The 12,252-nt window shown below is 69.0% G+C and carries 9 protein-coding genes; 3 read left to right on the top strand and 6 right to left on the bottom strand.

All coding sequences use genetic code 11. The annotated features are described in order from the left end of the window. Window positions 1–163 precede the first annotated feature (163 nt). The 6 genes from K5L01_RS14645 to K5L01_RS14620 all read right to left on the bottom strand — a co-directional run bounded on the left by K5L01_RS14645 (window position 164) and on the right by K5L01_RS14620 (window position 9,639). Complete coding sequence (locus K5L01_RS14645; protein ID WP_250065352.1) at window positions 164–367, bottom strand: hypothetical protein; 204 nt, start codon at window positions 365–367, stop codon at window positions 164–166. A 293-nt stretch (window positions 368–660) separates the two neighbouring features. Then, the gene (locus tag K5L01_RS14640) at window positions 661–1,920 is read right to left on the bottom strand and encodes a cytochrome P450 (RefSeq protein WP_250065351.1); all 1,260 of its coding nucleotides are present in this window, start codon (window positions 1,918–1,920) and stop codon (window positions 661–663) included. Continuing rightward, entirely contained in the window at window positions 1,917–2,141 is a 225-nt protein-coding gene (locus K5L01_RS14635) for an acyl carrier protein (protein WP_250065369.1), read from the bottom strand. Before K5L01_RS14635 ends, K5L01_RS14640 begins: the two co-directional genes overlap by 4 nt. A gap of 2 nt (window positions 2,142–2,143) precedes the next feature. After that, window positions 2,144–3,826, bottom strand: coding sequence for an AMP-binding protein (locus tag K5L01_RS14630; RefSeq protein WP_250065350.1), 1,683 nt, complete (start codon window positions 3,824–3,826; stop codon window positions 2,144–2,146). Next, on the bottom strand, window positions 3,823–4,446 hold the full coding sequence (locus tag K5L01_RS14625; RefSeq protein ID WP_250065349.1) for a GNAT family N-acetyltransferase: 624 nt from the start codon (window positions 4,444–4,446) through the stop codon (window positions 3,823–3,825). Before K5L01_RS14625 ends, K5L01_RS14630 begins: the two co-directional genes overlap by 4 nt. A 186-nt stretch (window positions 4,447–4,632) precedes the next feature. Next, window positions 4,633–9,639: an autotransporter domain-containing protein gene (locus tag K5L01_RS14620; protein ID WP_250065348.1), complete on the bottom strand. Its 5,007-nt coding sequence runs from the start codon at window positions 9,637–9,639 to the stop codon at window positions 4,633–4,635. A 605-nt stretch (window positions 9,640–10,244) separates the two neighbouring features. Between K5L01_RS14620 and K5L01_RS14615 the strand changes: the two genes are divergently transcribed. The 3 genes from K5L01_RS14615 to K5L01_RS14605 all read left to right on the top strand — a co-directional run. Continuing rightward, entirely contained in the window at window positions 10,245–10,565 is a 321-nt protein-coding gene (locus K5L01_RS14615) for a hypothetical protein (RefSeq protein ID WP_250065347.1), read from the top strand. Between the two features lie 98 nt (window positions 10,566–10,663). Further along, the gene (locus K5L01_RS14610) at window positions 10,664–11,041 is read left to right on the top strand and encodes an I78 family peptidase inhibitor (protein ID WP_250065346.1); all 378 of its coding nucleotides are present in this window, start codon (window positions 10,664–10,666) and stop codon (window positions 11,039–11,041) included. Between the two features lie 343 nt (window positions 11,042–11,384). Next, window positions 11,385–12,252: methylglyoxal synthase (locus K5L01_RS14605; protein ID WP_250065345.1), on the top strand; the 868-nt coding region annotated here is incomplete at its 3' end.

Here is a 12,252-nt window from a genome sequence, read left to right as displayed (position 1 = left end):
ATGCGGTCTTGACTTTGCGTGCGACGCGCCCTGCGCGAACGGCTTAATCTCAGCCTGCCTATCGGCAGATAGTTTCGCATTAGACATGCCCGCTTGAAGCACTCGCCCGACGCAGGCAGATCCAGTGGTGGCCGTTAATGCAGTGCGAATACTCCGATTAGCACTACTGGAATTCCCTGTTCAATTCGCTCAGCAGGCGCCCCTGCAGGTCGCCGATTCGATGATTCTCAATCGACTGTCGCATGAACGCCGGGGCTTCGGCCAGTGCTTTGGACGACGCTACGTTTTTTAGGCAGTCGTCGATCAGCGTAGCCAGTTCAGAAAGTTCGCCCGGATCCGGTTCGACAGCCGGATCGAAGCGGACCACACGGCGCAAGCGCACAACGCCCCAACACGCCGCTCGGTGGCATCAAGCCAGCAATGAAACTAGCGATAGCCGCATAGTTCCATTTTTGGCAGCCGCTAAAAGCGGGGGGATTACCCTTGTTCAGCGGGCAATTTTTTATTTTTGGCCACCTTCGTGCTTCTAAGTGCATGAGACAGTGCGTCACCACACTCGTTAAGACGCCCAGGCTCTCCCTTTTAAACCAACCCCTTACACGGAAAAAGGTTGCTGCGATTCCTGCGGCGACAAACCTTTTCGAAATTCGGCGTCAAACTTTAATCCACTGCACAGGACCACGGCACCACCCGCACCGGCTGTCCGCCTTCGCGCAGCATCTGCACTTTCCAGTGGAACCGCGGGAGTGCGCTGGAGGTCAGTTCGAAGCGTGCCTGGCGCAGGAAGCCGGCGACCACGGCCATCAGCTCGACCAGTGCGAACAGCTTGCCGCCACAGATGTAGGGACCGATGCTGAAGGCCATGCGGGTCCCCCCGCAGGGACCGCGCACGGCGCCGGGGGCCGCCAGCGCCCACGGATCGGACGCCGCCCGCCGGTCATGGCCGATGCCGATCAGCGAGACCATCACGTTCTGGCCCGCGGCGACCTCGTGCGCCCCGATGCGGTCCGCCACCGTGGCCTGGCGGGTGACGATCGGCGTGGATGGGAACAGCCGCAGCACCTCCGACACGAAGTCGGCCAGCGGTGCACAGCGGGACAGCGCCGGCCAGCCCGCGGCCGGGTCCAGCCGGAGGACCTCTTCGCGCAGCCTCTCCTGGGCCTCGGGATGGCGCGCCAGCAGATAGCAGGCCCAGCCGAGGCTGGAGGCCGAGCTTTCCGCGCCGGCGGCGAAGAAGGTGATCAGTTCGTGCTCCAGCACGATACCGCTGCCCGGCTCGGCATCGGCGGCCAGCATGCCCGCCAGCAGCGGGTTCACCGGCAGGTGGCCATCGCGCAGTACCCGCATCTGCCGCATGATTTCCCGGCGCAGCGCGGGCAGCCGCCGCAGGCCCTGCTGGTAGAAATCCCCGGTGCGCCCGGGCGGCACGAACGCGTAGGCCGAGCCGTACTCCATCATCTCGGTGATCAGCGCCATGTCGAAGCCGGTCGCCGGGAAAGGGATTTCCAGGAAGTTCTCCACCAGCACCGAGAGCGTCAGCCGCCGCAGCACATCGTCGTCGATGGCCGCGGCGCCGGCGGCACTGTCGTCCAGCATGCGCCGCAACGCCAGCTGCCCATGACGCCCGGCCAGGTCGCAGGTGCGGCCGCGATCGAAGTGGGTGAAGTACGCGTGCGTCAGCCGCCGCCGCGCCTGCCATGCGTCGCCCTCCTCGGTGAACCGCGACGCGCCCAGGGTCTGCCGCAGCCATGCCATGTTCTTGCGGTACTGCGCCGCCCGCAGGCGCAGCACCTGGTCGGCACTCTCATGGCGCTGCAGCACCAGCATCGGCACGCCATTGAGGTCGAGAACGACATCCTCGCCGTTGCGCTCGCGTGCGAGCGCGTACAGCTGGTTGCAGATGTCGCCCGCGCCGTTCACCGATGGCGCTCGAGCAGGCCGGCCACGTCACGCACGCTGCGCAGTTCGAGCAGTTCGACCGGATCGACCGGGTGGCCGATGCGGCTTTCCAGCTCCACCACGATGCTGGCGAAGCTGAGGCTGTCCAGCTCCTTGATGGTCTGCAACCGGTCGTCGTCGCCGATCTTCTCCACCGGCACGAACAAGCATCCGGACAACAGGGTCTTGGCTTCCAGCAACATGCTCACGCGGTTAGCTCCTTTTCGTCGAGGGAATCGGGCGCCCAGTGCCCGGCCAGGTAGAGGGCGCGCGCGCGTGCGCGCGCCGGTTTTCCGGAGGTCGTGAACGGCAAGCTGCGCCGCGGCACCGCCAGCACCTCGGCACGGATGCCGAAGGCGGCGGCAAGCGCTTCGTCGATGCGTGCCCGCAGCTGTTGCCGACCCTCGCTCCCGGTGCGGCACTCGGCCAGCACGACAACGTATTCCCCGCCTTCGCGCTCGACCCCGAAGGCCGCCACATCCCGTGGCGCCAGCGCACCGGCCGCGGCGGCGGCGGCCTCGATGTCCTGCGGCCACAGGTTGCGGCCGCGTACCAGGATCATGTCCTTGGCGCGGCCGCTGATGAACAGTTCGCCCTCGTCCAGGAAGCCGAGGTCACCGGTATCGAGGAAGCCATCGGCCCGTGGCCCCCCCGCGGCTTCCTGCAGATAGCGCTGCATCACCGCCGGCCCGCGCACCCACAGGTGCCCGACCCGGCGTTCGGGCAGGTCCCGGCCGGCGGCGTCGAGGACGCGCACCTCGGTGCCCGGCAACGGGCGACCGCACCCCAGCAGCCGGCGGCCGCCGCCCCCGTGCGGCGCCGGTATCGCCCGGGCCCGCGGCGCGGCATCCGGCGCGGCCATGCTCACCGCCAGGGTCGCCTCGGCCAGGCCGTAGCTGGGCTGGAAAGCGTCATGCCGGAATCCGGCCGGCGCCAAGGCCTGCGAGAAGGCGAGAAGGTCGTCGTCGCGGACCGGCTCGCCGCCGACGCCGGCCACCCGCAGCGCCGAGAGGTCGAGCTCGGCCGCCATCGCCGCACCGCGCTGCGCGGCCAGCCGCCAGGCGAAACCGGGCGCGTAGACGATACTGGTGCGCTGCCGCGACATCAGTTGCAGCCAGGCCTGCGGGCGCGCCGCGAATGCGTGCGGAGGCAGGTAGTCCACGCTGCGCTGGGCGCACATCGCCACCACCGAGAATCCGACCAGGCCCATGTCGTGGTAGAGCGGCAGCCAGGAGCAGGCACGGTCGTCGGCGCGCATGCGCAGACCGTGGACCGCGATCGCGTCGACGTTGGCCATCAACGCCTGTTGCCGCACCACCACGCCCTTGGGCATGGCGGTGGAGCCGGACGAAAACTGGATGTAGGCGGGGATGTCGGCATCGACCGGCGGCAACGTGATCAGCGGCGGCGGCGCGTCCAGTGTCTCCAGTCCCTGCGCCCGCGCCCCGGCGGTGAACGCGGCGGCCTGCGCGCAGGCAAGGGTGGCCTGCGGCGACAGCAGCCACGGCGCACCGCTGGCGGCGAGCAGGGCGGCCAGCTGCGCCGTGTAGGCATCGCGGCCGCCGGGGAGCGCCTGGTAAGGCAGCGGACAGGGCACCACGCCGGCGTACTGGGCGCCATAGAACGCCGTCAGGAAGGCGACGCTGGTGTCGGCGATGAGTGCGAGCCGGTCGCCCTGCCGCATCCCCATGGCCCGCATGTGCGCCGCCGCCACCCGCGCGCGGCGACGCAGGCCGGCGTAGTCCAGCGACTGCACCAGCACGCCACGCACATCGTGGAAATCGACCCCGGTCCGGCCCTGCGCGGCATAGTCCAGCGCCTGCCGCAGGTTGTCGAAGCCGCCCAGCCGCAACGGCAGGCGCGCGTTGCTGCGGGGGCTGCCGATCACGGGCGGTAGTTCTCGCCCTGCGGCCGCTCGCCCTCGCGGAAAGCGGCAAACACCAGCACGTCCTGGCGCCTGCCGTCCTGCCCGAGGCACTCCTGCCGCAATCTCGCTTCATGGAAAAAGCGGCCGTTGTCCACGAAATTGAACAGCATCGCGGTATTGCCGGCGAGCACCCGCGCGACCATCTTGTCCAGGTCGCGGTAGATGAAGAAGTGGTCGAGCAGGGCATCGATGGTGCCCCAGTACACCTTGCGCCGTTCCTGCCCGGTGTCGCCGATGCCGGCGGTCAGCACGCCCACCTTGTGGGTCAGGTTGACGTCGACGGTATAGAAGCCGATCAGCAGTTCCTCGGCGAAGATGCCGATGATGTGGTTGCGGCGGCCATCGAAGCCGGCGATGAACTGGCGCAGGCGGGCCGCATCGAACCCCAGCGGCGGCAGGTTGAGGCCGGCGCGCATCGCCGGCGCATTGATCCACTGGACGAAGCGCGCGGTGACGTCGGCGGGCAGCAGGGTGCGCAGCACGAAACCGTGGGTGGCGATCTGCACCGGCGCCGGCGGCGCGGCCGGCGCGTGGGCCGCGGGATGGGGCATCGGCGGGAACGTCCAACGCACTTCAGACATGCAACCTCCAGTGACGCTCCGCCACCCGCGGCGCCGGGGACCGGCGCCCCCATCGGGGCCTGACGGAGGATGGCACAAAGCCCGCACCACCGCTGCCGCGGACAGCTCCGCGCGCGGCATGCCGGCATCCCCTGCGGCGACAGCCGGGCACCGCTGGCGGCGGGCCCGGCGGACGGGTCGCCGCCCTCAGAACTTCCACTCCACGAAGGCCTTGCCGCCATGGTCGTGGGTACCGCCGCCCAGTTGCCCGGAGTAGCCCACGCCCAGGCGCAGGTTCCGGCGCGGCGACACATCCAGGCCGAGCTCGGCGGCCAGCGTCTGCCTGGCCAGCGGCACACCCTGCAGGGTGAATGTCCCCCCCTCGACGAACCCCAGCGCCACGTCGGCGCTCCTGTCGCCGAACGCCTGCCGCCAGCCGGCCATTCCCCGCACCGACAGCGTGCCGCCGCGCTCCAGGTCGAACCGGCGCGCACCGCGCAGGCCCAGGGTGGCGAAAGTGAGCCGGTTGTCCTGCGCACGTGCCGCCAGCGCCGCTTCGCCACCGCTCTCGTGGAAGCCGTCGTTGCGGAGCTGGACATGCGCGGCGCCGAGGAATGGCTGCACGCTCAGCTCGTCCCGGCCCAGGTCCAGGCGGTAGCTGACCTCGGCGAAGAGCTGGCGGGTACGGGCGTCGTAGCGGGAACGCAGGCTGTCGCTGTAATGGGCGAAGGCCACCTGCCGCTTGACGTCCACGTCATGCCAGGCATGGGCCGCGCCCGCCTGCAGGGCCAGGCCGCTGCTCCAGTCGACGCCGGCGTAGACGGCCAGGTGGGTATCCTTGCTGGACGCGGAAGAGCGCCACGACCGGACACGGAAGTCGGACGTCCCGTAACCCCCCAGCACCCCCACGCGCCAGCCGCCGGAGAACTGGCGATCCACGCCCAGGAACAACCCGCTCGTATCGCGGTCCAGGCGCCGGGTCTGGGTACCGTGCTCGAAGCGGCCGGAAGAGCCGAAGGCCTGCACCCAGGCACCGGCATCCTCCGCCTGCCCTTCCGCATCGGCCATCGCGCCGCGCAGGCGCATGTCCACCGCTTCGCGCACGAACCGGCTGTCCTCCAGCTGCACGCCACGCATCGATGCGTGGATCTCGCCCGACAGCTGACCCAGGGCATCGCAGGCCGCGGCCTCGTCGGGCTGGTTGAGCAGGGCCGGCATCAGCTCGCCGGTGGGCGCCAGCCCGTTCGCTCCGGACGCCGCGGCCCTGGCATTGGGGCTGCAATCGATGTCGGTCAACTGCCGCGCCTGGATGACCTCCAGGTAGGCATGGTTGGCATCGTAGAGATCCTTCAGCGCCAGGAACGGCGACAACGCGGCCTGCACCGTGTAGGTGCCGTCCACGCCCCCTTCGGCCGCGAGCACGGTGTAGCGCGAACCGACGCGGTACAGCGCGTCGCTGGCGCGCTCCACCTGCAGTACCGCACCGGGGTCGATGCGCGCCGCACCGCTTACCGCGATGAGGTCGGAACGGTTGCTGGACGGATCCACCTCGACGACATAGCGGCCGCCGGCCTGTTGCAGGTAGTCGCCGTCGACCTGGAGCGTGCCGATCGAACCGCCCGGTGCGATGCTGCCGCCGTTGCGGATGGTGGTGCTGCCGACCGTGCCGGTGCCCGACAGCAACGCCGAGTAGTCCACGCTGACCGCCGAATGCGCCAGCCGGCCATCCACCTGGAGCATGCCGGCCACCACCCGGGTCGGGCCGGACAGGCCGCTGTCGCCGGTCAGGTGCAGGGTACCGGCGCCGGCCTTGTTCAAGGCGCCGGTCCCGGAGATGTCGCCGGACAGGGTCAGGGTGGTGTCGCGCTGCTGCAGCAGCGCGGCCGCGGTGGTGATGCTGATGTCGCGCGACGACGCCATGCTCGCGGTGGTGCGCAGGGCGCTGCGGCCGAACACCAGATCGCCATCGGCCGCGCCCAGGGCCTCGTCGGCGGCGATCTGCAGCAGGCCGTCGCGGATATGCGTGCCGCCGCCATAGGTGTTGCGGCCAGTGAGGATCAGGGTGCCTTCGTCGGTCTTCACCAGCCGCGATGCGCCGGTCAGGACCGAATCGATGGTCACCGCCTTCTCCTCCGTCTCGCTGAGGAAGTCCGTCTCGCCGGCCATGCTGTCACCGACACGCACCGTCGCCTCGGGACCGAGCAGGGTGATCGGGTCCCCCTGGAGCACGTAGCCGCTGGTCACGAACTGCATGCCTGCGACTTCCACCGCCCCCAGGCTGTCGTCCACCGTCACGGTGCCCGCCTCGCCCGCGAACACCGCGAAGCTGCCATCGGAGAACGGCCCGTTGAGCGTTCCGCCGAGATCGGTCCAGTGGTGGTTGCCGGCCGAGCTCTGCCAGACGCCGTCGCCGCCGTTGACTTCGCCATTGTTGGCCGGCCCGGCCGCGCCGTCCCAGAAACTGAAGGCGACGCCGGCGCGGCCCAGCAGCAGGTTGACCTGCTTGTCCACGCCGGTATCGACGAGCGCGGTGGCGAAGGACGACGGAATGCTGCCGACCACCAGCCCGCGGTCGTCCAGCGTTCCGCCATAGTCCATCAGCCGGTACAGGCCCGGGTCGAGATGGCCGCCGGGCGCCTCGGTGATTTCCAGGACACCGTCCAGCACCAGGTCTCCACCGACGCTGATCAGGTCGTTGAACGCGCCGCCGACCTCGCCGACGCGGCCGAACAGGTAGCGCAGCGTGGCGTTCGCCCCCAGCTCCAGGTCGCCACCGATGCGTATGGTGCCCGGCACCGACTGCGGCGCGACCCGCCCCAGTGCGCCGCCGTCGCGGATCGTGACCGACCCGCCGTACCGGCCGTTGCCACCGAGCTCGGCTCCGTTGTAGACCGTGACCCGGGTGCCGGCCTTGCCCAGCGCACCGTTCATCCACAGCTGGCCATGGACATGGGTGTCCCCGGCGAAGGCACTGCTGTCGCCGGTCAGGATCTGCCGGCCGGACAGGACATCGAACCTGCCGCTGCCGGTCAACGAACCGGCGAAGGTGTCGGCGGCATCGGTGAGCGCCAGCGACTGTCCTCCCAGATGGACCGTGCCGCTGCCGGCCAGGCTCTTGATCTCCGCCGGCGCCGCGGCGGCGGCGATGTCGAAACGGCCGTCGGCCCGCACGCGCCGGGAATGCGCCAGGCTGCCGGCCCCGGACAGTGCCAGGGTGCCTTCGGCGACATGGGTCTGGCCACTGAACGTATTCGCGCCGGACAGCACCAGGGTTCCCGCAGACGCCTTGGCCAGGTTGCCGGTGCCGGAGATCGACCCGGCCTGGACCGCCGTGCCGCCCGCCGCCACCTGCGCGGCCAGGGTGGCGCTGCCCTGCAGTTCGATGGTGTTGGCGATCCGGGTGCCCGCGCCATAGGCGAGTGCCGCATCGTCCTTGACCTGGACACTGCTGCCGCCCAGCGCCTTGTCGTACCCCAGGCCAAGCACGCCACCGTACAGTTCGGTGAGGCCGCTGAACCCGCGGTTGTCGGCGGTGGCCGAGGCCGGTTGCAGCCAGGTGGTGCCGGCATGGACCGCCAGGGTGCCGGAACCTGCCAACGGCGTGCTGAAGACGAGGTCGCCGTCGGTGTGGTTGAACACCACCTTGCCCGCGCCCGGACCGAACTGGACCTTGGCGGCCAGCAGCTTGCCGCTGCTCCGTGCGGTCCGGCCCTCGGCCGCACCGATGTTGAGCGTGCCGTCGCCGCTGGCACTGCTGCCGATGAACAGCGTGCCCAGTCCGTCGTCGAAGCGGATCAGGTCATAGTATTCGGGGCCACTGCCGGGTATGTATTCTGTGACCTCACCGAGATAAGCCGTGCCCAGCGATACGGTGCCGCCGTCGGCAATGGTCAGGCTGCCCGTGCCGGACACGCCCAGGTACAGGTTCCCCGCCGCGCTGGACGCATGCTCCGGTCCGACCGGTTCGATCTCTTCGCGGATGACGACGTTGCCCTGGCCATCGTCAACGATCTTCTTCGTGCTGTTGTGGGAAACCGCACCGCCCACGTTCCAGCGCGAGCCCGCACCGGAAACGCTTACCTCACCGACGCCACCATCCACCCCGATCCGGACCGGCGGTGGCGGGATCGGCTCACCATCCTGCGGGTCGTACAGTCCCGCCTCATTGGCATAGGTGAGCAGCAGCGCGCCATCCTCCACCTTGACCGTGCCCTGGGCATCAAGCCCGCGCCCGATATCCAGGCCACTGGAGAAGGCCGCCTTGCTGACATGGCCGTTGGCATTGGCCCCGGCGATGCGGAGCGTTCCACGCCCTCCGTCGGCACCGATCACGTCGACGGCGTGAAGCTCGTGATAGGGGTCGACACCGGTCTGCATCTTTCCGCCGGCGAGCACATTGATGTTGCCGACGCTGCCGGTGCCGGTGCCGAGACTGAGCTGCGGATCGAAGGTCTGCATACCCGGGTGAGCCACCGACCGCACCGTCAGCCAGCTGGCATCGACCAGGTTGACCGTGCCGGTACCGCCATCGCTGCCGATGAAATGGCTGCCCCAGTCCGATACCACCTTGCCGCCACTCAGTTCGTTGTAGTGGGTCTGGCTGTAGCGGCTATTGCCGGACCCCTGGATGTTGACCGTGCCACGGCTTCCGGCGCCATCACCGACCAGGAAGCCGCCGTTGGCGGTATTGCTGATCTCGACCACGGTGCCCTTTCCAGGCCCGGTGGTGTTGAGGTCGAAATCCAGCCGTCCGGTGCCGCCCTGCGTACCCACCGAAAGCAGGGGGCCGGTCTGGCCCTGACCGTTCAGGGAAAACCCGGCCTGGCGGTAGACCGCCCCGGCAGGCGCACGGATCACCATGTGCCCATCGGCACCGGCGCCCTCGCCGATCGCCAGCGATTGGAAGGTCAACTCATCATCGAAGAACGGTGGATGGGCATCGCCTATCCTCCACACCGCCGGGCGCGCGCCTTGCCCGTTGATCCGCGCGTGGCCGAGATTCCGGCCGGTGGCGCCCTCGGCCCAGTTACGGGTTTCGGTGACGTCCTCGTCGATGCCGCCCAGCCATTCGTTGAGCGGACCCGGTGACGCCTGTGCGGCGGCCGGTGCCGGCAACCAGGCCTGGGAAAGGAGTGCCGCGCTGATGCTGGTGGCAAGTGCCCAGCGACGGGGGGGCGTACGGGTGCTGCCGGAGACGCTCTTCGAACGCGACATGCTCACTCCCTGGGCCGATCTGGTTTTGGATGCGACAAGTCAACGGCCCGACGGCGCCGTCGAAGGTGGAGAACTCCTTAGATGTCCCACAACGGCCTGGGCCGATCTCACGGCGACCCGGGGGCTGCCACGCTGGCTGACGAAGCTCCCCGTCAGCTGGCACCTCCCTGGCGGCCACGGTGCGTCCAATGCTGAATTGCAACCGACCCAGTTGAGAGGATCGAATATGAATTAAGTGTCAACAACAACATGTTTTTTACTAATAAATCGCGGTTGCGGCACCAAGATCATGAACAGTGATTTGCATCACTATAAATATGTGATTGAAGTAGCGATTGATCGCAGGGGCCTGTGACCCGGAGCAGGACCGCAGTGATCCGGGAGGCGCTCCGATCGACGCATGACGGCAATCCAGGGACACCGATCCAGCACCTGCGGACATCGATCCCGTGGAAAACCGGCTGTGCAGGGGGCCGTATCCTGCTCCCCCCGGCGTCGTGATGACTCAAGGAAGAAAGCCACTGCGGAAGCCCCCGGCGCGCCTTCATCGTCCGCCGACAGCCGGCACGGCACGCTCTTCGCATCCTTCCACGCTTGGAGCACGCATGTACCGGCTTCTTTCCATCGCGGGATGTGTCCTGCTCACCGCGACCGCCTGCAGCAGCACGCCGGTCGCCGACATCCAGCCGATCGACGGCGTGATTTCCGGCCAGTGCCATACCGACCGGGTCCTCGGGGCCACCGGCCTGGCGGCGGCACCCGGGACGGTGGAGCGCGCACGGGTCGACAGCGACAGCCTCCAGGTCCGGATCATCCGTGGCGACGGCGCACCGGTGGCGGCACCGGTGGCGCCCACGACCGGCGGCGAACAGCTGACGATAGAAGTGGGCCGCACCAACAACATCACCGCATTGCACTGCGGCTGAAAGGCGGCTGACACGGCGTACCGAGTGACGCATCGCGGCGATACAGGGCTCAAGGCAGGCGATATGCTTGCTTCGTCCTTCAACGCACTGGAGCTCCGATGCAACCGCTGTCGTTCCCCCGCGCACTGACCGCCGCCTTCGCTCTCGTTCTGCTGGGTGCGTGCAGTGGCCCACTGCCGGAAGAGCAGGAACAGGCCCTGGACCAAGCCAAGCAGGCGGCCGAAGCGGCGGCGGCAACCGACCAGGAGGCCGCGGTGACGCCACCACCGGCCGCCAGCTGCGATGCCAGCCAGGTACAGGGACTGGTCGGCCAATCCTATTCCGAGGCGCTGGCCGAGCAGGCCCGTCAGGATGCCGGAGCGGCCCAGGTCCGCATGCTCCGGCCGCAGCAGCTGATCACTAACGAGTTCCGCGGCGAACGCCTCAATATCGAGGTCGACGAGTCGAATACCGTCACCGGCGTGCGCTGCGGCTGAGGCCCGGTGGAGCGGCGACGGGCCGCTCCCGCCCGGTGTTTCGGCTTCCAGCGGCCCCTTGGCGGGAACAGGCTGCCGCCGCAGGCCGGAACCGGAACCCGGTCAGTCCTGCGCCCGCGACGACGACCGCGGACCGTGCAGTCGGCCCGGCGTCCGCTGCTACGCTCGGGCCACTGCCGGGCCCAGGCGTTCCGGCACCCGCGCGCCGCCGCAGTCTGCGTGCGCAAGCCGGCCCTCTTGAAACCCGCACCGCATCTTTCATCTGCGGCCGGCAAAAGCAGCGGGCCGCCTCGCCGCGGCTGCCCGCCGTACACTGCAGTCCCCTTTTCATGGAGCTGCCCTGATGCGCATTGGCCTGGCCGCCAACCGTCTGCACCACAAGGATACCGATGCGGGACTGTTCCGCTGGCTGCGCGCGAGCGCCGGCGGCCTGCGCGAGCTGGGAATCACCCTGCATGCGGTAGGACGCACGCACGACGCGATCGTCGACAACCTGCCCGCCGAAGAGCGTCCGCGCCTGCTGCGCTATCCCTATGGCCGCGAAGGCGGCTTGATGCAGCTGGTCGCCGAAGTCGTGGGGCTTGGCGATGCGGCGCACACGCTGGACGGCGCCATCTACCTGATCGATCCGGTGGATCCGTCGTCGATCTTTCCCGAGGCGGTGGCCCTCAAGCGGCAATGCGTGATCCACGGCAAGCCATTCATATCGACCGTCGCCACGGCACGGGATTGGGTGGAGATGGAGCGCCTGCATGCAGGCCTCGAACCGGACCCGGGAGCGGACGACCTGCATGCGTTTGGCGATCAGACGGTTGCCTTGATTGCGCACGATGCGTGCAAGGAGGCGATGTTGGCGTTTGTTTCGGCGCATTTTCCGCTGTTGTCGCGTTTTGGCCGCCGCATAGCGACGGGGACGACGGGGTCCCGGCTCAACGAGCTGGCGTGGCGGCTGGGCTGGCCGCGCGATGTGCATTGGGTGGAGTGCCTGCAGAGCGGCCCGCTGGGGGGCGATGCGCAGATAGCGTCCTGGGTGCTTGGCGGTCGTTGCCATCGGACGATTTTTTTCGAGGATCCGCACGTGGCGCGCCAGCACGAGGCGGACATCCAGTTGCTGGAGCGTGCGGTGACGACGGTGAGTGCCGGGGCGGTGTGCCTGACGGCGCCTGTGATCGCCGAGCGCTGGGCGCAGGCGGCGACGCTGCGGCTGGCGG

This window comes from Stenotrophomonas mori (genome assembly GCF_023556335.1).
GTDB lineage: Bacteria > Pseudomonadota > Gammaproteobacteria > Xanthomonadales > Xanthomonadaceae > Stenotrophomonas > Stenotrophomonas mori.
This window is presented reverse-complemented; position numbering and strand designations above follow the sequence as displayed.

What these genes read in the sequence shown, in the direction of transcription:
- K5L01_RS14635 (WP_250065369.1), bottom strand. Translation starts at nt 2,141, where the DNA reads ATGTTGCTGGAAGCCAAGACCCTGTTGTCCGGATGCTTGTTCGTGCCG.
- K5L01_RS14625 (WP_250065349.1), bottom strand. Translation starts at nt 4,446, where the DNA reads ATGTCTGAAGTGCGTTGGACGTTCCCGCCGATGCCCCATCCCGCGGCC.
- K5L01_RS14620 (WP_250065348.1), bottom strand. Translation starts at nt 9,639, where the DNA reads ATGTCGCGTTCGAAGAGCGTCTCCGGCAGCACCCGTACGCCCCCCCGT.
- K5L01_RS14615 (WP_250065347.1), top strand. Translation starts at nt 10,245, where the DNA reads ATGTACCGGCTTCTTTCCATCGCGGGATGTGTCCTGCTCACCGCGACC.
- K5L01_RS14610 (WP_250065346.1), top strand. Translation starts at nt 10,664, where the DNA reads ATGCAACCGCTGTCGTTCCCCCGCGCACTGACCGCCGCCTTCGCTCTC.